Source organism: Puniceibacterium sp. IMCC21224, from assembly GCF_001038505.1.
Taxonomy (GTDB): domain Bacteria; phylum Pseudomonadota; class Alphaproteobacteria; order Rhodobacterales; family Rhodobacteraceae; genus Puniceibacterium.
On the sequence record NZ_LDPY01000001.1, the window covers coordinates 451,926 to 475,574 of the forward strand.

At 60.7% G+C, this 23,649-nt stretch carries 22 protein-coding genes; 13 read left to right on the top strand and 9 right to left on the bottom strand.

Going from position 1 to position 23,649, the window contains the following annotated elements; genetic code table 11:
* The first annotated feature begins 120 nt into the window (after window positions 1–120).
* Window positions 121–1,122 carry an asparaginase gene (locus IMCC21224_RS02185; protein ID WP_047993958.1) on the top strand — a complete coding sequence of 334 codons (1,002 nt, stop codon included), beginning with the start codon at window positions 121–123 and terminating at the stop codon, window positions 1,120–1,122.
* A 76-nt stretch (window positions 1,123–1,198) separates the two neighbouring features.
* On the opposite strand, the gene serB is transcribed toward IMCC21224_RS02185, so the two are convergent.
* The 5 genes from serB to IMCC21224_RS02210 form a co-directional block, all read right to left on the bottom strand.
* A complete protein-coding gene (gene serB / locus IMCC21224_RS02190) occupies window positions 1,199–2,068 on the bottom strand; it encodes a phosphoserine phosphatase SerB (RefSeq protein ID WP_047993959.1) in 870 nt (289 codons plus the stop codon).
* 157 nt (window positions 2,069–2,225) lie between these two features.
* Window positions 2,226–3,152 carry an endonuclease/exonuclease/phosphatase family protein gene (locus IMCC21224_RS02195; protein WP_047993960.1) on the bottom strand — a complete coding sequence of 309 codons (927 nt, stop codon included), beginning with the start codon at window positions 3,150–3,152 and terminating at the stop codon, window positions 2,226–2,228.
* Window positions 3,153–3,242: 90 nt separating this feature from the next.
* Window positions 3,243–6,290 (bottom strand): efflux RND transporter permease subunit, encoded by a 3,048-nt coding sequence (locus IMCC21224_RS02200; protein ID WP_047993961.1) that lies wholly within the window; start codon window positions 6,288–6,290, stop codon window positions 3,243–3,245.
* Window positions 6,287–7,384: an efflux RND transporter periplasmic adaptor subunit gene (locus IMCC21224_RS02205; RefSeq protein ID WP_053078868.1), complete on the bottom strand. Its 1,098-nt coding sequence runs from the start codon at window positions 7,382–7,384 to the stop codon at window positions 6,287–6,289. Before IMCC21224_RS02205 ends, IMCC21224_RS02200 begins: the two co-directional genes overlap by 4 nt.
* Window positions 7,381–8,433 (bottom strand): efflux RND transporter periplasmic adaptor subunit, encoded by a 1,053-nt coding sequence (locus tag IMCC21224_RS02210; RefSeq protein WP_197089156.1) that lies wholly within the window; start codon window positions 8,431–8,433, stop codon window positions 7,381–7,383. Before IMCC21224_RS02210 ends, IMCC21224_RS02205 begins: the two co-directional genes overlap by 4 nt.
* A 170-nt stretch (window positions 8,434–8,603) precedes the next feature.
* Between IMCC21224_RS02210 and IMCC21224_RS02215 the strand changes: the two genes are divergently transcribed.
* Genes IMCC21224_RS02215 through IMCC21224_RS26345 form a run of 4 tightly spaced genes read left to right on the top strand, consistent with a single transcriptional unit; the run spans window position 8,604 to window position 11,580 of the window.
* Entirely contained in the window at window positions 8,604–9,614 is a 1,011-nt protein-coding gene (locus IMCC21224_RS02215; RefSeq protein WP_197089157.1) for an NAD(P)/FAD-dependent oxidoreductase, read from the top strand.
* The gene (locus tag IMCC21224_RS02220; RefSeq protein WP_047993963.1) at window positions 9,611–10,444 is read left to right on the top strand and encodes a hypothetical protein; all 834 of its coding nucleotides are present in this window, start codon (window positions 9,611–9,613) and stop codon (window positions 10,442–10,444) included. Before IMCC21224_RS02215 ends, IMCC21224_RS02220 begins: the two co-directional genes overlap by 4 nt.
* A 13-nt stretch (window positions 10,445–10,457) precedes the next feature.
* On the top strand, window positions 10,458–11,249 hold the full coding sequence (locus IMCC21224_RS02225; RefSeq protein WP_053078870.1) for an SDR family oxidoreductase: 792 nt from the start codon (window positions 10,458–10,460) through the stop codon (window positions 11,247–11,249).
* Window positions 11,242–11,580, top strand: a complete 339-nt coding sequence (locus IMCC21224_RS26345; protein ID WP_053078871.1) for a dihydroneopterin aldolase — start codon at window positions 11,242–11,244, stop codon at window positions 11,578–11,580. The genes IMCC21224_RS02225 and IMCC21224_RS26345 overlap by 8 nt, the downstream gene beginning before the upstream one ends.
* A gap of 10 nt (window positions 11,581–11,590) precedes the next feature.
* Here the strand turns inward: IMCC21224_RS26345 and IMCC21224_RS02235 are convergent, their stop codons facing one another.
* Window positions 11,591–12,613, bottom strand: coding sequence for a LacI family DNA-binding transcriptional regulator (locus IMCC21224_RS02235; RefSeq protein ID WP_231581995.1), 1,023 nt, complete (start codon window positions 12,611–12,613; stop codon window positions 11,591–11,593).
* Window positions 12,614–12,846: 233 nt separating this feature from the next.
* Here IMCC21224_RS02235 and IMCC21224_RS02240 point away from each other — a divergent pair, with 233 nt between their 5' ends.
* The 8 genes from IMCC21224_RS02240 (at window position 12,847) to IMCC21224_RS02275 (ending at window position 20,437) form a co-directional block, all read left to right on the top strand.
* Window positions 12,847–14,169 (top strand): ABC transporter substrate-binding protein, encoded by a 1,323-nt coding sequence (locus IMCC21224_RS02240; protein WP_047993964.1) that lies wholly within the window; start codon window positions 12,847–12,849, stop codon window positions 14,167–14,169.
* A 113-nt stretch (window positions 14,170–14,282) separates the two neighbouring features.
* Window positions 14,283–15,230: a carbohydrate ABC transporter permease gene (locus IMCC21224_RS02245; RefSeq protein WP_047996805.1), complete on the top strand. Its 948-nt coding sequence runs from the start codon at window positions 14,283–14,285 to the stop codon at window positions 15,228–15,230.
* Window positions 15,227–16,165, top strand: a complete 939-nt coding sequence (locus IMCC21224_RS02250) for a carbohydrate ABC transporter permease (RefSeq protein ID WP_047993965.1) — start codon at window positions 15,227–15,229, stop codon at window positions 16,163–16,165. Before IMCC21224_RS02245 ends, IMCC21224_RS02250 begins: the two co-directional genes overlap by 4 nt.
* On the top strand, window positions 16,162–16,350 hold the full coding sequence (locus IMCC21224_RS02255) for a hypothetical protein (protein WP_047993966.1): 189 nt from the start codon (window positions 16,162–16,164) through the stop codon (window positions 16,348–16,350). Before IMCC21224_RS02250 ends, IMCC21224_RS02255 begins: the two co-directional genes overlap by 4 nt.
* Window positions 16,351–16,355: 5 nt before the next feature.
* Window positions 16,356–16,721, top strand: a complete 366-nt coding sequence (locus tag IMCC21224_RS02260) for a VOC family protein (RefSeq protein ID WP_047993967.1) — start codon at window positions 16,356–16,358, stop codon at window positions 16,719–16,721.
* Window positions 16,721–17,818 carry an ABC transporter ATP-binding protein gene (locus IMCC21224_RS02265; protein ID WP_047993968.1) on the top strand — a complete coding sequence of 366 codons (1,098 nt, stop codon included), beginning with the start codon at window positions 16,721–16,723 and terminating at the stop codon, window positions 17,816–17,818. The genes IMCC21224_RS02260 and IMCC21224_RS02265 overlap by 1 nt, the downstream gene beginning before the upstream one ends.
* Window positions 17,811–18,806, top strand: coding sequence for an ABC transporter ATP-binding protein (locus IMCC21224_RS02270; protein ID WP_047993969.1), 996 nt, complete (start codon window positions 17,811–17,813; stop codon window positions 18,804–18,806). The genes IMCC21224_RS02265 and IMCC21224_RS02270 overlap by 8 nt, the downstream gene beginning before the upstream one ends.
* Window positions 18,807–18,817: 11 nt before the next feature.
* Window positions 18,818–20,437, top strand: a complete 1,620-nt coding sequence (locus tag IMCC21224_RS02275) for a dihydroxyacetone kinase subunit DhaK (protein ID WP_047993970.1) — start codon at window positions 18,818–18,820, stop codon at window positions 20,435–20,437.
* A 15-nt stretch (window positions 20,438–20,452) separates the two neighbouring features.
* Here IMCC21224_RS02275 and IMCC21224_RS02280 read toward each other — a convergent pair whose 3' ends face one another.
* The 3 genes from IMCC21224_RS02280 to IMCC21224_RS02290 are packed head-to-tail and all read right to left on the bottom strand — an operon-like array spanning window position 20,453 to window position 23,647.
* Entirely contained in the window at window positions 20,453–21,088 is a 636-nt protein-coding gene (locus tag IMCC21224_RS02280) for an ABC-type transport auxiliary lipoprotein family protein (protein ID WP_047996806.1), read from the bottom strand.
* A 9-nt stretch (window positions 21,089–21,097) separates the two neighbouring features.
* Window positions 21,098–22,837, bottom strand: a complete 1,740-nt coding sequence (locus IMCC21224_RS02285; RefSeq protein WP_047993971.1) for an MlaD family protein — start codon at window positions 22,835–22,837, stop codon at window positions 21,098–21,100.
* Between the two features lie 9 nt (window positions 22,838–22,846).
* Window positions 22,847–23,647, bottom strand: coding sequence for an ABC transporter ATP-binding protein (locus IMCC21224_RS02290; protein WP_047993972.1), 801 nt, complete (start codon window positions 23,645–23,647; stop codon window positions 22,847–22,849).
* Window positions 23,648–23,649 lie beyond the last annotated feature (2 nt).

Below are 23,649 nucleotides of genomic sequence, written 5' to 3' on the forward strand. Positions count from 1 at the left end.
CTTGGTGTTCCGGCTTATGCTGCCGCGCAACAGTTTTTTTCTCGACCCGGACAGAATAGCCTGAAATACCGACCCCGCGAAAGCCCTGTTGGCAGAATATCGCTTAGAAGTGAGGACCTCATGACCCGATCCCCCGCCCCCCTGGCCGAAATCTGGCGCGGACCCTTTGCCGAAAGCCTGCATCTGGGCCATGCGGTGATCTGTGACGCGGGCGGAGAGATTGTCGAGGCCTGGGGGGATCCCGAAGCTGTGGCGCTTCCGCGTAGCTCGTCCAAGATGATTCAGGCGCTGCCGCTGATCACTTCGGGTGCAGCGGATGCACGGGGACTGACAGAGCGTCAGCTAGCGCTGGCCTGCGCCTCACATCAGGGCGCGCCGATGCATGTTGAGGCGGTGCAGGCCTGGCTCGGCGATCTGGGGCTGACTGAAGGTGATTTGCGTTGTGGTGCAGAGGTGACCCGCGACCCCGATCTGGCGCGCGAGATGATCCGGCATGACCAGGCTCCGTGCCAGTTGCACAACAATTGCTCCGGCAAACACGCGGGGTTTTTGACGCTGGCGCAGCATCTTGGGGCCGGGCCGGAATATGTCGCGCCAGATCATCCGGTGCAGATGGCCTGCCTTGATGCGTTCGAAACTGTAACAGGTCGTGATTCGGATGGATTTGGTATCGACGGATGCTCAGCCCCGAACCATGCCACGACCCTGCACGCCATGGCGCGCGCGATGGCGTTTTTCGCGTCTGCCAGAACGCGGTTCGACCCGCTGAGCGCCGCCGCTGCGCGGCTGACCACGGCGATGTACAACCAACCCGAAATGGTGGCGGGTACTGGCCGCGCCTGCACCTTGCTGATGGGCGCGGCAAAGGAACAGATTGCATTGAAGACTGGGGCCGAAGGTTATTTTGTCGCCATCCTACCGGAACGCGGGATGGGACTGGCACTCAAGGTGCAGGATGGCGCAACGCGTGCGTCGGAATGCGCTCTGGCGGCACTGTTGGTGCGTTTAGATGTGGTCGATGCGGCTGACCCAACAGTGGCCGCATTCCTAAACCCCGACATCATGAACCGGCGCGGAATGATCACCGGACAAATCCGCCCGGCTGCGGGGCTTCTTTCCTGACCTTGCAGTTGATCACCCAAGAGTTTTCGAAAAACTCTTGGCAAAACTTTTTAAAAGTTTTGCGCCGCGCCGCTGGTCAGGTGGCAAAATCGCTTTTGGCGAAGCCCTGAAGAAATAGGAGTGCCGTGAGGTCTCCGTGATTCACCCGCACTTGGCATTGCGCCTGAACGGAAGGTTTGGCGTGCAACGCTACGCCCAAACCGGCCGCGTCAAGCATGCCCAGGTCATTGGCCCCGTCGCCGACTGCAAGGACATCGGCGGGCGTCAGGCCCAGCCGTGCCGAGATTTCGTTCAGCGCTTGAACTTTGGCATCGCGACCAAGGATGGGACGCGCGACTGTGCCGGTCAGGAAGCCTGCTTCAGACTCGAGCATATTGGCGCGATTTTCATCAAAGCCCAACTGTGCTGCGACGCGCGACGTGAAGGCGGTGAAACCACCGGATACCAGTGCGGCATACGCGCCTTGCACTTTCATCGTGGTCAGTAGTGTGGCACCTCCGGGCATCAATGTGATGTGGCTTTCCAGGACTTGCGCAATAAGCGCTTCTGGCTGTCCCCGCAGCAGTGCCACGCGTTCGGTCAGCGCACCTTCAAAATCCAGCTCTCCGTTCATTGCGCGCGCGGTGATCTCTTTGACCTGCGCTCCGACACCGGCGGCGTCCGCCAGTTCATCGATGCATTCCTGCTGAATCATCGTGCTGTCCATATCAGCAAGCAGCACGCGTTTAGCCCGGTTTTGGGCCGGGAGCAGATTCAGGTCAACGCCCTGTGTCTGCAAATCCTGCCAGATCTGTGCGACGTGGCCCGGGGCGGTGCCAAGGGTAAATTCCGCGGCTTCGTCCGGCGCGAGCCATTGTAGATCACCGCCCCCCAGGGCGTTACGCAGTGAGACGGCCAGTTCGGGGTTCAGGCCACCGGCACGGGCAATAAGAGAGAGAATGACCACGGTCAGATTCCTACAAGAGGCGCGGCGTGCCGCATAACAGGTTCTGGCGGCTGGGTAGCGGCATTCGCGCGATTGTGGAACCGCATATTGCACCGGACCCGGACTGTCGCGCGAAAAATGACATCTCACATGGGCTGGCGGCCGTCAGGGGCGCGCGTCAACGCGGCAAGGCGAAATCGGCAAGGACCGGGTAATGATCCGTGGGCCATTCACCCAGAAACTTTTGCCGGAGCACGACCGGGGGGCCAAGCGGCATCAGATCCGGCGTCGCGCCCAGATGGTCAATCGCGCCAAATAGGTTGATGCCGCGATTGAAATGATAGGTGGCACCGTCAACCGGAGCAAAGCGCAGCCCCGCCTCTGTGAGCAGGTCCATCGTGGCTGATCCGTGCCGCGCGTTGATGTCTCCTGCCAGAAACGCGGGCGTGCCTCCTGCGATCACGGGGGCTATCCGGTCGCGGACTAAGGCAGCGGACAGGCGGCGGTTTGATCCGCTTTTGTATTCGAAATGCACGTTGTAGACGCGAAACGGTTTGCTGCCGTCCTGCGGCTGAAATTCCGCCCACGAGGCGAAGGCCGGGTATGATCCGTTGAACGTTCGTGAATAGATCACGTCCGGAGTGTCCGAGAAAAAGAACCAGCCCTGATCCAACAGCCGCAAACTGTCACGGCGATATAGAATTGGTTGGGTCGCGGGGAAATCGCGCCAGTCGCCCACGGCAGCTGCGCGATATTCGGGGTTCTGCGCGAGAAGATAGTCCAGTGTCAGGTTGACGCCACCATCGTCGCCGCGGGAAAAACTCTCCATCTCCTGAAAGGCAATCACGTCGGCATCCACCGCCTTGACCGCTGCATCCAGCGGCGCTTTGCGTCGGTCCCAATCGCCAAGGGACCACGGGCCGGTGCCCTGATTTAGAAGGATGTAATGCACGTTATAGCTGGCCAAACGCAGGCTGCCGGGTGGCTTGGGTGGGATCTGCGACTGACCAGAGTTGGCAAGGATCATCGCGCAGGCAACCAAAGACAGGCCAAGCAATCCCAGCACTGCCACTTTTAACATTGCTCTCAGAAGTCTGGCCGCCATTGTCGTGGTATCCTGTTGGTGCCTGTTCCGCCCCACAGCAGATTAGCAGCTCTTGCGGGGCAGGCCAGTCACGCTATCCGGCGCAAGATGTTATTGGGCGGGCACGGGGCGTTCGACCCGAAAGACGGCCAGATACAGCGCCGGGACAAACACCAGTGTGATCACCGTGCCGGCGATGATCCCACCCATCATGGCAAAGGCCATCGGCCCCCAGAAGATTTGCCGCGATATCGGGATCAGCGCCAGACTTGCCGCTGCCGCCGTCAGCAGGATCGGCCGGGCGCGGCTGTCGGACGCCTCGAACACCGCGTCCCAGGCGGTCCGCCCGGCGCGGCGTAGCTCTTCGATCTCGTGGACCAGAATGATCGAGTTGCGGATCAGGATGCCGACCAGCGCCAGCACGCCCAGAATAGCGACAAAGCCCAGCGGCGCCCCGGAGGGCACAAGCGCCGCCACCACCCCGATCAGACCCAGCGGTGCCACGCAGAGCACCACAAAAGTCAGCCGGAAACCCTGCATCTGCACCATGATCAACGTCACCATGATCAGCATCATCAGCGGCACCACAGCGGCAATCGGGCCTTGACTGTCGGCGCTCGATTCCACCGACCCACCAACGACGACCGAATAGCCGAACGGCAGATCGTCGCGGAAAGCGGCAATCTTGTCCGTCAGCGCCGCCACAATGGTGTCCGGCTGATCAGAGGTGGTGATGGCCCCTTTGACGGTGATCGTTGGCATCCGGTCGCGCTGATGGATCACTGGCTGTTCGGTGCCGTATTCAAAGGTCGCAACCGCCCGCAGCGGGATCACTGCCCCGCCGGTGGCGTTCAGTTGCAAATTTCCCAACGCCTCAACCGAGGTGCGGTCCTGCACCGCGCCACGCGTTACGATATCGACCAGATAGGTCGCATCGCGCAGCTGTGTCACGGTTGTCCCGTCGTAGATCGCGTTCAGCGCACCTGCGATATCCGAAGCCGAGATACCCAGCTGCCGCGCCTTGTCCTGAAGGATGTTGACCCGGATCACCCGTGCCGGTTCATTCCAGTCCATCACGATGCTGGTCAGCCGGTCGTCGGTTGCCATCAGTGCGGCCAGATCGCGGGCGGTATCGCGCACTGTTTCGATATCCGTGCCGCTTAGGCGATATTGTACCGGACGTCCCACTGGTGGCCCGATTTCCAGCAGTTTGACATAGATGTCGACGCCGGGGAAATCGGTGGCTGCGGCCGCTCGCAACTGCGCGCGCAGGGCATTGCGGGCCTCGATTGACGGGGTCTGGATCACGATTTGCCCGGTGTTCGATCCCGGCGTCAGCGTGTCAAACGACAGCAGGAACCGGGGCGCGCCCCGGCCGACATATGAGGTCCAGAACGACACGTTTTCATTGTCGTGCAGATGTTCCTCCATCCGGTCCATTTCTGCTTCGGTGGCAGAGATGGCGGCATTGTGGGGCAGGGTGAAATCGACCAGAAGTTCGGGCCGGTCGGATGAGGGGAAAAACTGGTTCTCGACAAAGCGCATGCCAAAGATCGCGCCGCCAAACACCGCGATGGTCGCGATGATCGTCAGCCAGCGGAACCGCATCGCGCCGCGCAGGATCCCGTGGAACATCCGCCGGATTCGGCCCGGCCCCTCGTGATGCGCCTTCATCTTGGCGGGCAGGAGCGTCACACCCAGCAATGGGGCAAACAGCACTGCGACAATCCACGACACCAGCAACGATACCGCAATCACCACAAACAGCGAAAAGGTGAATTCCCCGGCGGCCGAGGTGTTCAGCCCGATGGGAATGAAACCTGCAACCGTGATCAACGTACCAGTCAGCATCGGAGCGGCAATCGAGGTCCAGGCATAGGACGCGGCCTTGACCAGAGACGCGCCTTTTTCAAGTTGCGAAATCATCGTCTCGATGGCGATCATCGCATCGTCCACCAGCAGACCCAGCGCGATGATCAGCGCACCCAGCGAAATCCGCTGCAGGGTGATGCCGTAATAGTCGATGATGACAAAGGTGATCGCCAGCACCAGCGGGATGGTGATCGTCACCACCAGCCCGGCGCGGACGCCAAGGCTGACAAAGCTGACGGCGAGCACGATCAGCACTGCCTCAACCAGCGCCTGAATGAAATGGCCGACGGCCTCGTCCACCACATGCGGCTGGTCGGCGACCTGATGGATCTGAATCCCCACCGGCAGATCGGCCTGCGCCTGCGCGATGGTGGCGGTCAACTCCTCACCAAAGTTGATGATGTTGGCACCCTTGCGCATTCCGACCGAGAGGCCCACCGCCTCTTGGCCCTGAAAGCGGAAAATCTCGGATGGTGGGTCTGCATAGGCGCGGCGGATTTCGGCGACGTCGGTCAGGCGGAAAAAGCGTTCGCCCACCCGCAGGTTGATATCCTCAAGGCTCTGGGTGTCCTCGAACTGGCCACCGACCCGCACAAGTACCTGTTCGGGACCGGCGTCGATCACGCCTGACGGGATGATTGCGTTCTGCGCCTGCAACGTGCCCAATACTGCCTGCTGGTTCAGGCCCAGCGCGGCCAACCGGTCGGACGAGAATTCGAGGTAAATCGTCTCGTCCCGGACGCCAAAAATCTCGACCTTTCCGGAATCATCCAGCGCTTGCACGGATCGGCGCACACGCTCAACATAGTCGCGCACTTCGCGCGGACTAAAGCCGTCTGACGTAAAGGCGAAGATATTGCCAAACACATCGCCAAAGGTGTCGTTGAACTGAAATCCGGCGAATTCTGACGGGAATTCGCCCTGAATATCGGTCAGAGAATTGCGCACAAGTTGCCAGATGCGGGGCAGTTCGCCGGGCTTTGTCGATGCCAGAAGTTCGATATAGACGATGGCCACACCCGGCGCGGTGATTGAGCGGGTGAAATCCAGCTCTTCGATATCCTCTAGCTTTTTTTCGATGCGGTCAGTGACCTGACTCAGCGTTTCGGCGGTCGATGCACCGGGCAGGGCGGCCTGCACCACCATGGTTTTGATCGAGAAATCAGGATCTTCTTCACGACCGATGCTAATGTAGGACAATGTGCCCGCAAGGATCGAGACGATCATCAGAAACCAGACAAATGACCGGTGCTGAAGCGCCCAGTCCGACATGTTGAAACGCTTCATGGCAGTGACACGCGCGGGCCGACGATTTGCCCGTCCTTCAGACTGTGAATTCCCTTGAGGACAACTTCGTCCCCGACTTTCAGACCTTCGCTCACGCGGGTGCGTGTGCCGAACACTTCGCCCAAGGCGACGGACCGCCGCTGTACCGTGTCGTTGCTGCGATCCACCAGCCAGACTTGCGGTGGATTGTCAGCATCACCGGGGTCGATGATGGCAGATGATGGCAGGCTGAACACCGCATCCGTAGAGTAGTCCGGCGTCACCCCGGCGAGCGAGCCCAGCCGAAAGCCCGCAGGCGCATCGTCCGCCAGTGCCAGATGCAAGCGGCGTGTACGTGTGGTGCGTTCGGCCACCGGATCTATTCGGGTCAGCGTCGCCTTGGCCGCAACAGCCGGGCTGGAGAGCAGCACGGCGTCAAAGGTGGCCCCGACTTCCAGACTAGCCACGTCCTGTTCGCTCAGGTCGATGACAACCTCGCGCCCCTCGCTCGCGGCAAGGGTGACGATGGTGTCGCCGGCTGCAACCGTGGCGCCCGGTTCAAAACGTACCTGCGTGATAATCCCGTCCTGCGGCGCACGCAGGGTGGCATAGCTGCGGATTTCCTGCGCGCTGGCCAGCGATGCCTGCGCCTGATCCAGCCGCGCCTGTGCCGCAGCAAGCGCACGGTTGGAATCCTCGAGCCGGGTTTCGGCATCGACACCCCGACCGGCCAGTTGTGCCGCGCGGCTCTGCGCGTCGCTGGCGGATCGCAGGTTCGCAGTGGCCACGGCGACACCCGCTTCGGCGGCGCGAACGTCTGCCTCCAGATCCTCGGGGTCGAGCTGGGCGATGGTTTCCCCGCGCGCCACACGCTGCCCGGTGTCGACGGGTCGCGAGGCCAGCGTGCCGATCACAGGAAACCCAAGGTCGGTTTCCGTCCGGGCCGCGACTGTGCCGACAAAGCTGGCCCTGTCGCGGACGGCCAAGCTGATGATTTCAGAAATGACCGGGCGGGGTTGATCCAGAACCGGCAGACCGGCGGGCCTGTCCTCGGCCAAAGCTGGCAGGGCGGGCAGTGTGGTCAGCAGCCAGAATGCGGCGTGAAGACTCCTCATTTCGCGGGTTCCTCAAAGATAACTGGGCGTCCGGGGTACATCAGTTGCGCGCCATCTGTGACAATCAACGTGCCTTCGTCCAGGCCGTCGCGGACAATGATGCGTTCCGTCTCGAACCGGTCGATGGTGATCTGGCGTAGGGAAACGGTACCATTTGCAGGGTCCACCACCCATACCGCCGGGCCATCGCGTGTGGCCGACATGGCGGCAAACGGCAGCACGATATGGTCGTCAACCTGTCGCTGCACGGTGCCGCGCACTGCATCGCCATAGCTGGTCCATGCGGGCGCGCCGGTCGCGGATATTGTCACCTCGACGGTGCCGGTTGTGGCATCTACCAGGGGCGACACCTCGCGCACATCGCCGGAAAACTCGGTCTCGGGCGCATTGAGCAGCGCAAGCCGGAGCGAGTCGGGTTTGACATGTGAGGTCAGCATCGTCTCGGGCACATCGAACAGTGCGTCAAGTTCTGTACCCAAGGCCAGTTCTAATACCGGTTGCGCCGCGCCGACAACCTGTCCCGGCTCGACCATGCGGTCTGTGATCGACCCGGCCTCGGGGGCGAGCAGCACGGTGTCGTTCATCGCCTTCTGAGCCTGATCCAAAACCGCCTGCGCCTGCGCCTGCGTCCCTTCGGAGATGGCGACCGCATCCTCGGCGGTGTCGCGGGCGATGCGGGTCGTGGCACCGCGTTCGAGCAGGGCGGACTGACGTTCCAGATCGGCCTGAGCCTGATGAAAATCTGCTGTGGCGGTGGCAACACCGGCCTCGGCCGCGCGCAGGGATTGCTGTTGCTGGACCGATTCCATCCGCGCCAGCACCGTGCCTGCCTCGACGTTGTCGCCTTCTTCGACTTCGACGCTGGCGATGCGGCCACCAGTCGGAAAGGACGCGATCAGCGTGTTGCGGGCCACGATCTCACCGACAAGGGTGTCGGTGCGGGTGTCGGACACGCTGCGGGCGCTGACCACGTTGACCAACAGGGGGGCGTCGGCCTGAACCGCGGGTGTCAAAAGCAGGGCGGACAGCAAACAAAGGACACGGATCATCGGCGACCTCATGGGATCAGGTGTTTCATTTCTGGCTCGCGCCGTGCCGGGCGCGCATACGCATCGCCTGGCACGCCTATCTAACACCCGAATTTCTAAACTCAACAGTTCAGTTTTTCGGAAATGACATATTTGTCGCCATGCTACGGGGTGACGCAACGGAACTTTTGGTGGCAAAGCCCGACGGATTTGCGGGTAGCGTGTTTGATCTCGTTGCCGGAACCGTAATAGTAGACCTGTCGGGGTATGGCGTTCGGCTCTGTGCTGTCAGCGCCGCGCCAGAATCCCGGCGTGCGGTTCGGCAGAGGTGGCAGGTGGCGGATATTTTCGATGCATTGGTGATTGGCGGAGGGCCGGCAGGGGCGCAATGCGCGCTTTGGCTGCGCAAACTGGGGGTGCGATCGACACTGATCGAACCGATCCGCATCGGCGGGCTTCAGGCCCGTTCACCCTATACCAATTCCTGGCTTTCAGTGGTGCAAGCCACCACCGCAGCACATTCCGTTGCGCGCAACATCGAGAATAATCTGATCGCACAGGATTGTAGTATCCAGCGCGCCGAATGTCTGAATGTGTCGCAAAGGGCTAGGGACGGCCTGTTCGAGGTGCGAACCAACGAAGGTCTGCAGCTTTGCCGCCATGTCGTGCTGGCCACCGGCACCCGCGAACGCACCGGCGGGCTGGCGACCCTGCGTGATACGGCAGTTGGGCTGGTCGGGGTGTTCCACGCCGAAAGCGCGGGGCGTCGCGTCGCCATTCTGGGCGGCGGTGATGCCGCCGGCGAGGCGTATGACATTGTGCAGTCCAAAGGCGCGTCCGATATCCGCGTCTTTGCCCGTACCGTGCGCGCACGCGGGCCGCTGTGGTCGAAAATTCCGCCGGACCGTATTCACAGCGGCGGCTATGAAGTGTCCGAGGGACAGGTCGTGGCTGCGGATCAACGCTTTGATTGCGACCTGATGGTGATTTGTTATGGCTGGACGCCGGTCCTGCCTGACTTGGGGTTTACCCTGCAAAAAGACGCAATCGGGCATGTGACCGTCGATGCCGCGATGGAGACGAGCCTGCCGGGGTGCTTTGCCATTGGTGATTTGAACGACCGCCCCTATCCTTGCGTGACCACCGCCCTGTCGGACGGTGTCTTTGCTGCCAAAGCGATTGAGGCAAGGGTGCAGGCATGAATATATCCAATCAGGTGCAGATGATCTTTATCCCGTGGTGGATACGAATTCTGGTGGCGGTGCTGGTTCTTGTTTATGTCGGGTTGGCTGGATACCTTTTGCATGGCGGACTGATTGCGGGCGACAAGCCGGACTGGTTCGCGGCTGGCACGCAGCTGCTTGGCGTTGGCTTTCCGATCTTGCTGGTTGCGATCGTGATCGCCGGTGCGTCGTTTGGCGAACGGTCGATCATCAGACGCACGGAAAAGATGCTCGTGCGGACAATCCCTTACCATCTGCAATTCATCCCCGAGGAAACCCGCCGCTTTGCCGATTTTCGATCCCATTCCCGCCCGCCGATGACGGCGCAGCGGGAATTGGCGCAGGTGTCTTTGTTCATGTCGCGGGGCCGGTGTTGCGCGGATTACATCCTCAAAGTGCCGAACAATGACGCTTACCTGACGCTGAACCTGCGGGTCGAATTGAACGTCAAGCGCGCCAATATCAACGTGGCCTTCCTGCGCAGCCATCTGGATCAGCTTATGGCGGGTGAACAGTTCGATGGCTGCTATGGCGACTTTCTACGCGGCAAATTTTCGCATTCACTCGCCATCGAGGCGCTACAGGCCCGCGAGCACAGCACAGGCGAGGACCGTTCGACCATTGCCTATGCCTTTAACAGCGAATTTTTGTCTCGAACGGTTGATGGCCAGGACTATGTGGTGGTCGTGGCGTCGACGGGTGTATCCTATGATACGGTCTGGAACCCATCTGAACGGGTGTTTTTTGCGCAGGATTTGATGTTCATGATCCGGGCGTTCATGCAGGAATGCCCGGAAATCTTTGAATAGGGTTGCAGGAACAGTGGAAACCAAAAAAACGACGACGCCCGGCATCCTGATCACTGGCGGGGCCAAACGGATCGGTGCCGAGATGGCACGCCGCTTTGTCCGCGAAGGGTTTCGCGTCATGGTGCATTATCAATCCTCGCAGAGCGAGGCAGAGGCATTGCGCGACGAACTAAACGCTGGAGGCGAGGTTTGCCGTCTGGTGCAGGGCGACCTGTCCCGCCGCGCGGATGTGTCGGCGGTGTTTGCTGCGGCGCAGGACTGGTTGGGGCGGATCGACCTATGCCTCAACAATGCGTCGATGTTCCGGGGGGACGATATCTTTGGGGTCGAAGAGGCGCAGTTTGATGCGCATCTGGCGGTCAATCTCAAGGCGCCGGTCTATCTGGCGGAACTGACCGCGACGCAGGACATGGCGGTCGGGGATTGTCTGATCCTCAACATGCTGGATAATAAGGTGTTTGCGATCAACCCGGATTTCTTCACCTATACCCTCAGCAAGGCGGCGCTGCTGACGGCGACGGAAATGCTCGCTATGCGATTCGACGGGGCGCCACGGGTGTGCGGCATTGCGCCCAGCATCACGTTGATCAGTGGCAAACAAAATCAGGCAAATTTTGAGAAAAGCGCGCGGGTGAACCCGCTAGGGCGTCGGGTCTTTCCCTCGGATTTGGCGGATGCCGCCGTTTATCTGTGGAACGCCAAAAGCAGCAATGGTCAGGTGATCACCATCGACGGCGGGCAATCGCTGCTGAAACTGGACCGCGATGTCGCCTATCTGGTCAAGGAGGGACTGCTGGATGGCTAAGTTTACGATCCAGCTCGAAGAGCTGTGTATTGAGATGTATCTGGGCATCCACGATTTTGAACGCGACACGATGCAACGGGTGCTTGTAACAGTTGAAATTGGCGTCGAGATTGGCGATTTCCGCGATGGTGGGTTCTTTGATTATGACCGGATCGCGGATTTCCTGCGTGGTTTTAGCGGTCGCCACATCGACACGCAGGAAGAGCTGATTGTGACTACGCACGGGTTCATTCTGGCGCTTGAGGGCGTCATCAGTGCGACCGTCTGTTCGAAAAAGCCGGACGTCTATCCCGACGCGCAGTCGGTTGGCGTCTGTTACAGTGGAGGCTAGGCGCTGCAAATCACAGATTGGCGGCCAATAGCACCTCGACCCGGATCTTTTCTTGCGATTTCAGCGTATTGCGCATATCTGCCATAGCCCGAAGCTTGCGAATGGCGCTGCGTACAAGATGGCCGGGGTCTTGTGTCACCAGCGCGTCCAGCGTCCCGTCGCGCAGCGCTTGCTCGGTAAACGGTGTGCGTTCGTGCGCGATTGTCACCACGTGTCGGGGCTTGGACAGATCCTGCAGCACGGCCAATGGCACCCGGGCCTCAGAAGACAGGATATACGCGCCGACGATATCGGGGTTGCGGGCGAACGTCTCGGAAATGATGTCGTGGGCCCGGTCCGCAGAGCCGTATGTTTCCAGCGACGGCAGGTTGCACAGATGCGGAAACGACGCGTTAATCACGGCGTCAAAGCCAAGCCGTCGTTCCAGGCTGTCGCGCAGTTGCATGCTCTCGGCGACGACCAGCAATCGGCCGGCCGTGGCATGGATAAACCGACCCAGAAGGGTGGCCGCAGTGGCTCCGGCCGCATGATTGTCGATCCCGACCCAGTGATCCCCGGTCAGCGTCTGGTTCGAGATAAAGGGCAGCGCCCGGATGCCGCGTTCCTGCAGTCGCAGCATGGCGTCGCGCACCTGCGGTGTTTCGGGCGCCATAATGGCCACGCCGTCGTAATCCACGGATGAGAGGCCGGACAAAAAACTGGCGATGCGGTGCGGATCATTCTCGTCCACATGGTGCACATCGGCCCAAACCATGTCGGCGGCAAACGCGGTCTCGGCCTCTTCTATATGGCGCAGGATCTCGGTCAGGAACAAATCCCCGGATTTAGGCAGCACAAAGAGAAAGCGGTAGGTCTTGCCCTTGGCCAGATTCGCTGCCGAAATATTGCGCACAAAACCCAATTGTTCGATCGCCGCATTGACCCGGTCGACGGTCTTTTGCTTGACGCCCTCGCGGCCATTCAGCACGCGATCCACGGTGGCACGACTGACGCCTGCCACCTTTGCAAGATCTTTCGTCGTTGGACGCAACATGGTGGACCGATCATCCCTCTCAGGAAGTTCGGGCGTTTTATCAGTATCTTGGGCGTGTTCTGGGGGCATTCTGACTCGGGTATTTTCCACTATGCGTCAGGGTTCATAGCACACTATGAGGCACGTGCATCATTTTTTACTTGTTTTGAGGCACGTGTCTCAATACCAATATAAACACAGACGAGTCGGGGCGAGGAGGTCCCAGCCGTCGCTATCCAGGGGAGGGTAAAAAAATGAATTCCAAATTATTGACAACGGCCTGTGTGGGCGCATTGATGACTGTCGCGGCGACAACGGCGCAGGCGGATGATCTGACGCTATGCTGGGCCGCATGGGATCCCGCGAATGCGCTGGTTGAGCTAAGCAAGGAGTTCGAAGCGCAGTCCGGTCACAACATGAGCTTTGAGTTTGTGCCGTGGCCCAATTTCGCCGACCGGATGCTGAACGAACTGAATTCGGGAGGCAAATTGTGCGACCTGATGATCGGTGACAGCCAGTGGATCGGTGGCGCGGCCGAAAGCGGTCAGTACCTCAAGATGAACGACTTTTTTGATGCCAACGGCATCACTATGGACGATTTCATCCCGGCGACCGTTGCGGGCTATTCCGAATGGCCCAAAGGCACGCCGAACTACTGGGCGCTGCCTGCGTTTGGCGACGTGGTCGGCTGGACCTATCGCAAGGATTGGTTCGAACGCCCCGAGCTTCAGGCCGAGTTCCAGGAAAAGTACGGTCATGCGCTGGATGTTCCGACGACCTTTGCCGAACTTCAGCAGATCGCCGAATTCTTTCAGGGCCGCGAGATTGACGGCACCACGGTATACGGTGCCGCGATCTATACCGAGCGTGGTTCTGAGGGCATCACTATGGGCGCGATGGACGTGCTCTATAGCTATGGCTTCCAGTATGAAAACCCGGACAAGCCCTATGATGTCGACGGCTTTGTGAACGCGCCCAACGCTGTGGCAGGGCTGGAGTTCTACAAGTCGCTCTACGATTGCTGCACCCCGCCGGGGTCGTCCAACGCTTATATGTCCGAAAACATCGACGCCTATAAATCCGGGCAGGTCGCGCTTCAGATGAACTTTGCCTTCATCTGGCCGGGGATCGAGGCAGACGCCAATGTCGGCGGCGGCAAATCCGGCTATTTCCCGAACCCGGCTGGTCCTGATGGCGACGCTTATGCGCAGCTCGGCGGGCAGGGCATTTCGGTTGTCGCCAACAGTGAATCGGTTGATGCGGCGCTTGAGTATATCAAGTGGTTCGCAGAGCCTGCGGTGCAGGCAAAATGGTGGGAGCTGGGCGGTTATTCGGCCCTGCGCGCCGTGGTCGAAGATCCCGGTTTTGCCACCAGCCAGCCCTATGCTCAGACGTTCCTGGACTCCATGGCCATCGTCAAGGATTTCTGGGCCGAACCCAGCTATGCCTCGCTTCTTCAGGCCTCCCAGCGCCGCTTTCATGACTATGTGATCGCAGGCAATGGTACGGCCCAAGAGGCAATGGACGGTCTGGTCGAGGACTGGATTGAAGTGTTCGACGACGAAGGCAAGTACTAAACGAAACTGACCTCCCGTCCCCTCCCTGACGGGCTAAGGTTCAATCACGAGGGCGCGGCATTGCCGCCGCCGCCCTCGTGCTTTGCGCATTCACATCAATCAGAGGACGCATGATGTCCAACGCACCATCAGATCTCGCAGCACGGGCGACGCCGGAACCTGTTGCCCGGCGGATCAGGGGCCTGTCAGACCGGGCCATTGCCTGGATATTTGTGGGCCCGACAATTCTGATCCTGCTGGCGGTGAATATCTTTCCGCTGATCTGGACGATCCGGCTTAGCTTTACCAATTTTCGCGTCAATCGCCCCAATGCCGAGGTCGAGTGGGTTGGGCTCAAGAACTATTCCCGCGTGCTGAACGACCCGGATATCTGGATGTCGATGCAAGCCACGGCGCATTTCCTGATCTGGACCATCGTGTTGCAGGTGCTGATCGGCTTTTCGCTGGCCTACCTGATCAACAAGAAATTCAAGGGCAACGACATGTGGACTACGATCATCGTGCTGCCGATGATGTTGTCGCCCGCCGTTGTCGGCAACTTCTGGACCTTCCTGTATCAACCGCAGATTGGCCTGTTCAACTATGTCGTCGGTTTCCTGATCGGCGCAGACCCGTCAAGCTTTTCGATGATCGGTGACGTCAATCTGGCGCCGTGGTCCATCGTGATCGTGGACACCTGGATGTGGACGCCGTTTGTGATGCTGATCTGTCTGGCTGGGCTTCGATCCATCCCTGACAGCATCTACGAGGCGGCGGAATGTGACCGCGCCAGCAAATGGCGGCAGTTCTGGACGATTACGATCCCCATGGCGCTGCCGTTCCTGATGCTGGCCGTGCTGTTCCGCGGGATCGAGAATTTCAAGATGTTCGATCTTGTGGTGCAGCTGACTGGCGGCGGTCCGGGATCAATCACTGAACTGACCTCGATCAACCTCAAACGTGAAGCGTTCGAAAAGTGGCGCACCGGTTATGCCAGCGCCTACGCGGTCATCCTTTTTGTCACGGTGTTCGGGCTGGCCTCGATCTACGTCAAAGCCCTCAACAAGGTGAAAGACAGATGAGCTTTTCAGTAACCGAGCCGTCACAACGGCAGAAATGGATCGCCGGGATCCTGGTCATTGGCTACGCCCTGATCACGATCATGCCGCTGCTGTGGATCATTGCCACAGGGTTCAAATCCCCCTCGGACGCCATCGCCTATCCGCCCAAAGTGGTGTTCGAACCGACGCTTGAGGGGTACGTCAACCTGTTCACAACCCGCACCCGCGTCACAGAAGAGGCGTTCGCCGCCTTGCCACCGCCCGCCACTTGGTACGAAGAAATCGTGCGGGATTCGGGTGTCGTGATCGCCGGGCCGTCCCGCTATGGCGAACGGTTCCTGAATTCGGTGATCATCGGCTTTGGCTCGACCTTCTTGTGTATCGTGCTGGGGACGGCGGCGGCCTATGCCTTTAGCCGGTTCAAGGTGCCGCTCAAGGATGATCTGCTGTTCTTTATCCTCAGCACCCGGATGATGCCGCCGATTGCCGTGGCGATCCCTATCTTTCTGATGTTCCGCCAGTTAGGGCTGAACGATACCCATGCGGGGATGATCCTGCTCTATACGGCGGTAAACCTGTCGTTGTCGGTCTGGCTGCTCAAGGGGTTCATCGACGAGATCCCGATTGAGTACGAAGAGGCGGCGCTGATCGACGGCTACACCCGGTTTCAGGCGTTCTACAAGGTTGTGCTGCCGCAGGCGGCGACCGGCATCGCCTCGACCGCGATCTTTTGCCTGATCTTTGCCTGGAATGAATACGCCTTTGCGGTGCTGCTGACATCCGGCACGGCGCAGACGGCACCACCCTTCATCCCGACGATCATCGGTGTTGGCGGTCAGGACTGGCCCGCTGTTGCGGCTGGGGCGTCAATCTTCCTCTTGCCGGTGATGATCTTCACCATCCTGCTGCGCAAACATCTGCTGCGCGGAATCACATTCGGAGCGGTGCGCAAATGACGAGTTTTATCAATGGCCTGCTGCGGTTGCGCCGTGGCCCGTGGGAAATGGTCGCCACAATCCTGATCGCGCTGGGGGTGGTGATGCTGATGCAGCCTTTTGCGCTGTGGATGTACACCTGGTCGTTCCTCGTCACCCTGACCGGCACGGTGATGTTCATCATCGTCAGCCATTTTCCGGAGTAGCCCTGATGCTGGAACAAATCTGTCCGATCCTGCCGTCGCGCGACTTTGACGTGACCGAGGCATTCTATGCCCGGCTTGGGTTCGCAACGCGCTATAAACAGACGGGTCAATACCTGCTGATGACACATGACCCGGTCGAGGTGCATTTCTTTGCCCACCCGGCGCATGAAGCGGCCACCTGCGATCATGGCGCCTATCTGCGGCCCGCTGATGTCGATGCCTTTTCGGCCGAAGTGGAAACATTGGGGCTGCCCCGCGACGGCACTTTCCCAAAATTCATGCCTGCCGAGGACAAGCCATGGGGCATGCGTGAGGCGGCGCTATGGGATCCGGATGGCAATCTGCTCCGTGTCGGACAGGAGATCGCATAATGGCCCAGATCAGAATTGAAAACGTACGCAAGGATTTCGGGTCGTTCAACGCGGTCAAATCCTCGACTTTCACGGTTGAGGATGGCGAATTCTTTATGCTGCTCGGCCCCTCGGGCTGCGGCAAAACGACAACGCTGCGGATGATGGCGGGGCTGGAGCTGCCAACCTCTGGCCAAATCTACATTGATGGTGAAGAGGTGGGCCAGAAGCCCGCCAGCCAACGCGATATCGCGTTTGTGTTCCAGATGTTCGCGCTTTACCCGCATCTGAATGTTGGCAAGAACATCAGCTATCCGCTGTTGAGTCAGGGCATGCCCCGCGCGCAGGTCAAGGCCAAGGTGGCCGAAGTGGCCAAGATTCTCGGGATTGAGGATATCCTGAACCGGCCCGTCGGCGGCCTGTCGGGCGGTGACCGTCAGCGTGTCGCGCTGGGTCGGGCCATTGTGCGTGAACCCAAGGCGTTCTTTATGGATGAACCGCTGGGTGCGCTGGATGCCGAGTTCCGCGAGCATATGTCCGAAGAGCTGCGCGCCCTGCACGACCGGATGGGCGCAACCACAGTCTATGTCACCCACGATCAGCTAGAGGCGATGCAGATGGGTGACAAGATCGTGGTGATGAACCATGGATCGGTCGAACAGTTCGGCGTGCCGCAGCAGATCTATGACTGGCCTGCGACGCGGTTTGTGGCGCAATTCATTGGCTCACCGCCGATGAATTTTCTCGATTTCGATGGGACCGTGGGCAAGGGCGCGACCGCGGTGCAGTTTGGCGGCGTCAGCTTTGCTGTGCCGCAACAACTCGAAGGGGCCAGCGGTGCGCTGACTTTGGGTGTGCGCCCCGAACATGTGCGCCTGAACGACGCCGCGCCCTATCGAGGCGAGGTGGTGGCCAGCGAATACCTTGGCACCACGCAGATCGTCACGGTCAAGACGCAGCACGGCGCTGTCAAGGCGCGCATCGCATCACACGAGGTTATCCGCACCGGCACCATCACAGGGCTGGATCTGGATGCGCGCACATTGACTGTGTTTGATGCCCGCACGGGACGCGCGCTGACCTCGATCGCCAACAAGGAGGTGCTGGGACATGGCTGAAGTCATCCTTGCAAATGTCTCGAAACGTTTTGGCACCGATGTGGCGCTGGACGATGTCACCATGACTGTGCCGGACGGCGCCTTTGTGGTGCTGTTGGGGCCAACGGGGGCGGGCAAGACCACGACCCTGCGCATGGTCTCGGGCCTCGACAATCCCGACAGCGGCACGGTGTCCATCGGCGGCCGACCCATGGCGGGGCTGACACCAGCACAGCGCGATGTGGCGATGGTTTTCCAGCAATATTCGCTTTACCCGCATCTGACGGTGCGCGAAAATCTGGAATTCCCGCTGAAATCCCCGATCCTGCGTACCCCAAGGGCCGAAATTGACCGCAAGGTCGGTGAGGTGGCCGAGGTGCTGCAAATCTCTCACAAGCTGGGCAACAAGGCGACGGCGCTGTCGGGCGGTGAAATGCAGCGCGTGTCCATCGGTCGCGCGTTGGTGCGCAGCCCTTCGGTGTACCTTATGGACGAACCTCTGAGTTCGCTGGATGCCAAGCTGCGTTCGGACCTTCGGGTTGAGTTGAAGAATATTCAGGCCAATCTGGGCGCGACGATGCTTTATGTGACGCACGACCAGATCGAAGCGATGACCATGGCCACGCATGTAGGTGTGCTGGATCACGGGAAATTGGTGCAGTTCGGCACCCCGCGCGAGATCTATGAAAACCCGGTCAGCATCTATGCGGCCAGCCGTCTGGGTCAGCCTCGGATCAACGTGCTGCCGGCGGATGTGTTTGGCGACGCGCCTGCGGGGGCCAAATTCATCGGGCTGCGCCCGGAACAGATCGGACAGGGCGATGGGCAGGAAAGCTTTGTCAAACGGGTCGAGCATCTGGGAGATCAGACCCGCCTGCATCTATCGTTCAGATCGTATGACCTGATCACGGTCACAGACGCGCATACCACGCTGGAGGATGGCGATATTGTCCGCATCCAGCCACGCAACCCATTCTATTTTGACGCCGCCGGCGACCGGCTCGTGTGAGGGAGAGACACATGGCACATTTTATGAACCGCAAAGACGACATGGTTACCGAGGCGATCGACGGCGCCATCGCTGCCTCGGGCGGGGCATTGTCCCGGTTGGACGGCTATCCGCACATCCGCGTCGTGGTCCGATCCGACTGGGACAAATCCCGCGTGGCGCTGGTGTCGGGCGGTGGGTCGGGTCACGAACCGGCCCATGCGGGTTTTGTTGGCAAGGGCATGCTGACGGCGGCTGTTTGTGGCGATATCTTTGCCTCGCCGTCGGTGGATGCGGTGCTGGCCGGGATTCTTTCCGTCACGGGATCAGCGGGTTGCCTGTTGATCGTCAAGAATTACACCGGCGACCGTCTGAACTTTGGGCTCGCTGCGGAACGCGCGCGGGCCTTTGGCCTGCGGGTCGAGATGGTTGTGGTCGATGACGACATTGCGCTGCCCGATCTGCCCCAGGCGCGCGGCGTCGCCGGCACGCTGTTTGTGCACAAGATCGCTGGGGCGTTGGCCGAACAAGGCGCGGATCTGGCACAGGTCGCAAAGGCCGCGACTCGTGTGATCAACGGCACCCGTAGCATTGGCATGTCTCTGGACACCTGCACCGTTCCCGGTTCGCCCAAGGAACACCGCATCGCGGCGGGCAAGGCGGAATTGGGTCTGGGTATTCATGGCGAAGCAGGGGTCGAGCAGATCGCCTTTCCGTCGGCGCAGCAAGCGATGGCCATTGTGGCTGGCCGGCTGGCGGCGACAATGACCGAGGGGCGGCATGTGGTGTTGCTGAACAACCTTGGTGGCGTCTCGGTGCTGGAAATGTCTGTGCTGGCGAATGAAATCACGCAATCCGCGCTAGCCGGGTCGGTCGATCTGATGGTGGGACCGGCGTCGATGATGACCTCGCTCGACATGCGCGGCTTTTCGGTGTCGGTCTATGCCCTGGGCGATGGTGACGCCGATAGTCTGGCCGCCACCACCACTGCACCTGGCTGGCCCGGTTGCGTGGCGCTGACGCCACCGACTGTACTGCCGTTGCCCGACGGACTGGCCCCGATCAAGGCGATGCCGTCGCCGCATGATGCGACCAAAGCCTTTCTGACCGATTGCTGCGAACTGCTGATCACTGCCGAGGCGGATCTGAACGCGCTGGACGCCAAGACTGGCGATGGTGATACGGGGTCGACGCTGGCCGGGGCGGCGCGGGCGCTGATCGGGGCGATGGACACGCTGCCACTCGCCGATCATACGCAGCTCTATCGCGCCATTGGTCAGGAACTCAGCCAGACGATGGGCGGATCGTCCGGCGTGCTTTTGGCGATCTTTTTTGCTGCGGCGGGGGATGCGTCATCGGCCGGCATGCCGATGCGCGATGCGCTGATCGCGGGGCTTGAGCGGATGCAGCAGATCGGCGGCGCGAACCTTGGCGACCGGACGATGGTTGACGCGTTGGCGCCGGCGCTGGATGCGCTGGGCACTGGGCTGGGTACAGCGGCGCAGGCCGCCCGCCAGGGCGCGGATCACACCGCCACCCTGACCAAAGCCAATGCCGGACGCGCCGCCTATATCAATGCCGAACAACTGACCGGTCATGTCGATCCGGGGGCCGAAGCCGTTGCACGGCTGTTCGAGCATCTGGCGGGCTGACCCGATCGGGGGGCGTTAGCGCAGGCGCGCCCCCAGCGACGATGCCGTCCAAGCAGCGAATTCGCTCAGCAGGCTTTGGCTGGCGCGGTCAAACGCCTCGACCACGCTTTGGGCATCGGTGTCGGTGGCTTGCGCCGTTGCGGTAAAGCTGCGGCTGGCGGTGATCCGGGCGTCGCGTTCACGCACCAGACTTGAACTTATGCGCAAGCGGATCGTCACGGGCATATCTTCGCCTGCGGTCTCGGCCTCGAAATTGGTGATTTCGGTCAGGATGGCGATGTCACTGGTGCCGCCCAGCGGCGTTCGGGCGATGTACCGGAACGCGCCTGTATCTTCGAGCGATCGCAACATCAGCGTCTGGACAAACACCGGGGTTGTCTCACTCCAGCGGACATCTGGCAGATACTGCGCCTGTAGCGGGCTGGGGCGGATCAGGATCCGGTCGGTCTGCAACGCGCCGCCGGTGGTTGGCAATTCGACGGTCAGCGACAGCGGCAGGGCGCGGGTGGCTTGCCGGACATCCGTCGGCGCGCGCAGATCAAACACATCCAGCGGCTGCGACGCATCGCTGAGCGCCGAAAGCGCGGAACATCCCGACAACGCCAGAACCGCAATCAGAGGTACCAATTTTGAGGGACTAAAGCGTATCATGGGCATCACCTAGCGTCTGTATTCCGGGGTCGATTTGTTCAGAAAGAACCGTGTCGGGTCGCGCTGAATCTGCGTCGTCAGCCGATCGAGATTGCTGATCAGCGTCCGCGTTTCCTGCGCCAGACGGGCATAAAGCGGCAGACCGTCATTGGCAAATGCCGTGACGGCCCCCCCCGACGATGCGACGATGCGCTGCACCTCGGCAAAGGTGGCCTCGGCTGAGCGGCTGGCTGCGCGCAGATCGGACGTCACGCCGGGAATGTCCTCGGACACCTGGGCGATCACCCCGTTAAGCTGCGAGATCGAGGCGCGCAGATCCCCGGTGATGGCCGAAACATCCTCGTTCATCACCCGGTCCGCGCCGTCAAACGCCCGCTCTGCAGCCTCCAGCGCGCCTTGTCCGGTGGCAAGGGCAGAGTTGACCGCACTCAGCGTCAGGTTGGCATTGGAAAATGTGTTGGTGACCGTGCTCAGAGTGGTCTGGGCGGCCAGAGACAGCGTGTCAATCCGGCCGGTTGCGGCGGTCAGATCGGCGCCGACCTGTTGTACAACTTGGTTCGCGGAGTCGGTCGCGGCACGGATATCCGCCACAATCACCGGCAGATCGGTGTCGGTGATCGCGGTGATCTGACGCACGGCATTGGTGGCCTCGTCGATCATCACACGGGCCTCTGCGACCATTTCGGTGGCGTCCGTCTCCATCAGCAGGTCGAAGTCAATCGCGGCCTGATCCATATTGTTCACCGCGACATCAAGATTGGCGATCATGTCGACGGTGTTGTCGATCAGCACTTCGGCTTCTTGCAGGCGGGCGGTTGCTGTTGTCCCGGTCTGGGAAAAGATACCAAGCGTCGTTTGCGCCGAGGCGCTGAGCGTCGCGATCTCGGTGCGTGCTTCGCTCACCGTCTCGCGCAGCGCATCAGTCAGGGCGGGCAGATCGCTGGCCAGATACCCCTCGGCGGTTGTCAGGGTTCCGGTGGCGGCGTTCAGGGTCTCTGATCCGTCATCCAGAAATCCCTTGGCCTGTTCGGACAATTCACCAATCGACGCCAGGGTGTTGTCGGCGGTATTGAGCACCTCGGACATATCCCCGGTCAGAACTTCGAGTGTGCTGTTAAAGCGGTCGATTTGTTGGGCGAAATCCGCAACAGAGGATGTGACCGACGAAAACCCCTTGAGGGTTGCGGCAAAATCGTCGGACGCGGCCTCGACATTGATCAGGATATGTTCAACCCTGCTCTGGTTCTCGGGGTTCAGCAATTCGCTGATACCGGTGATTACGTTCAGCGATTCCTGAAGCAGGCGCGGCGCATCTTCGGACAGGGATTGGATTACGGATCGGCCTGGCTGAATATGCGGCACGCCGTCGGGCGTTTCGGGTTCCAGCATCGGGGCCTCGGGTGTGCCTGCGCTGATGCCGACATAGGATACGCCGGTGACGCCCTGCGATTCGATGGTGGCTACGCTGTCACTGCGAACCGGCGTGGCGGCGTCCACCTCGACCCGCACGGTGACTGATCCATCGCGGTCCGGCGACAGGCGGACATCTACAACCTGACCCACCGGCAGGCCGGAAAACCGGACATCCGAGGCGTTCGACAGCCCCGCGACCGATTCAAACGACACATCGTAATAGGAAAACTGGCGGTCCAGCTCGACCTGAGCAAACCACAGGAAAAAGGCCAGAATCCCACCCAGACCCAGCAGGGTAAAGACGCCGATCAGGACATAATTCGCGCGTGTTTCCATGTCGTCCGTTTACCTTTGATCGTTGCCCGCAGGCGGCTGTACCGAATCCTGCGCAGCGCGGGCGCGCGGTCCGTGAAAATATTCGTGAACCCAGGGGTGATCCACCTTCAGCATGTCCTGCATCGTTCCGGTGACCAGTACACGCTTTTCCGCCAAGACCGCGATGCGGTCACAGGTCGCGTGCAATGTATCCAGATCATGCGTGACGAGGAAGACCGTCAATCCGAGCGAATGGCTGAGTCCACGGATCAGCCGGTCGAAATCCGCCGCACCAATCGGGTCTAGCCCGGCGGTGGGTTCGTCCAGAAATACGATTTCAGGGTCCAAGGCCAAGGCGCGCGCCAGCCCGGCGCGTTTGCGCATCCCCCCGGACAGTTCCGACGGTATGTTGTCGCCCGCCTTGTAGGGCAGGCCGACCATCGACACCTTAAGATCTGCAAGCTGACTGCGGATCGCAGGGTCCAGACCGGGGATGGCGCGCATCGGCACTTCGACATTTTCGCGCACATTGAGCGACGAAAACAGTGCGCCGTCCTGAAACATCACCCCCCAGCGTTGCTCCAGCGCAGTGCGGGCATCCTCGTCCGCTGTGCGCACGTTGACGCCCAGAACGTCGATTTCCCCGGCCTTGGGGATCTGCAGGCCACAGATTGTGCGCAGCAACACCGATTTTCCGGTGCCTGATCCACCAACGACGCCCAAAATCTCGCCGCGCCGCACGTCCAGGTCCAGGTCGTCATGCACCACATGGCTGCCAAACTGATTGCGAATACCGCGCAGCCGGATAACGATGTCTGAGGTGTCGTTCATCT

Bases quoted from the DNA above. Each gene is read 5' to 3' on its own strand.
- IMCC21224_RS02245 (WP_047996805.1), top strand. From the start codon at position 14,283: ATGTCCAACGCACCATCAGATCTCGCAGCACGGGCGACGCCGGAACCT.
- IMCC21224_RS02250 (WP_047993965.1), top strand. From the start codon at position 15,227: ATGAGCTTTTCAGTAACCGAGCCGTCACAACGGCAGAAATGGATCGCC.
- IMCC21224_RS02285 (WP_047993971.1), bottom strand. From the start codon at position 22,837: ATGGAAACACGCGCGAATTATGTCCTGATCGGCGTCTTTACCCTGCTG.
- IMCC21224_RS26345 (WP_053078871.1), top strand. From the start codon at position 11,242: ATGGCTAAGTTTACGATCCAGCTCGAAGAGCTGTGTATTGAGATGTAT.
- IMCC21224_RS02280 (WP_047996806.1), bottom strand. From the start codon at position 21,088: ATGATACGCTTTAGTCCCTCAAAATTGGTACCTCTGATTGCGGTTCTG.
- IMCC21224_RS02185 (WP_047993958.1), top strand. From the start codon at position 121: ATGACCCGATCCCCCGCCCCCCTGGCCGAAATCTGGCGCGGACCCTTT.
- IMCC21224_RS02235 (WP_231581995.1), bottom strand. From the start codon at position 12,613: ATGTTGCGTCCAACGACGAAAGATCTTGCAAAGGTGGCAGGCGTCAGT.
- IMCC21224_RS02255 (WP_047993966.1), top strand. From the start codon at position 16,162: ATGACGAGTTTTATCAATGGCCTGCTGCGGTTGCGCCGTGGCCCGTGG.
- IMCC21224_RS02195 (WP_047993960.1), bottom strand. From the start codon at position 3,152: ATGGCGGCCAGACTTCTGAGAGCAATGTTAAAAGTGGCAGTGCTGGGA.
- IMCC21224_RS02200 (WP_047993961.1), bottom strand. From the start codon at position 6,290: ATGAAGCGTTTCAACATGTCGGACTGGGCGCTTCAGCACCGGTCATTT.
- IMCC21224_RS02240 (WP_047993964.1), top strand. From the start codon at position 12,847: ATGAATTCCAAATTATTGACAACGGCCTGTGTGGGCGCATTGATGACT.
- IMCC21224_RS02265 (WP_047993968.1), top strand. From the start codon at position 16,721: ATGGCCCAGATCAGAATTGAAAACGTACGCAAGGATTTCGGGTCGTTC.
- IMCC21224_RS02290 (WP_047993972.1), bottom strand. From the start codon at position 23,647: ATGAACGACACCTCAGACATCGTTATCCGGCTGCGCGGTATTCGCAAT.
- IMCC21224_RS02210 (WP_197089156.1), bottom strand. From the start codon at position 8,433: ATGATCCGTGTCCTTTGTTTGCTGTCCGCCCTGCTTTTGACACCCGCG.
- IMCC21224_RS02275 (WP_047993970.1), top strand. From the start codon at position 18,818: ATGGCACATTTTATGAACCGCAAAGACGACATGGTTACCGAGGCGATC.
- IMCC21224_RS02205 (WP_053078868.1), bottom strand. From the start codon at position 7,384: ATGAGGAGTCTTCACGCCGCATTCTGGCTGCTGACCACACTGCCCGCC.
- IMCC21224_RS02270 (WP_047993969.1), top strand. From the start codon at position 17,811: ATGGCTGAAGTCATCCTTGCAAATGTCTCGAAACGTTTTGGCACCGAT.
- IMCC21224_RS02220 (WP_047993963.1), top strand. From the start codon at position 9,611: ATGAATATATCCAATCAGGTGCAGATGATCTTTATCCCGTGGTGGATA.
- IMCC21224_RS02260 (WP_047993967.1), top strand. From the start codon at position 16,356: ATGCTGGAACAAATCTGTCCGATCCTGCCGTCGCGCGACTTTGACGTG.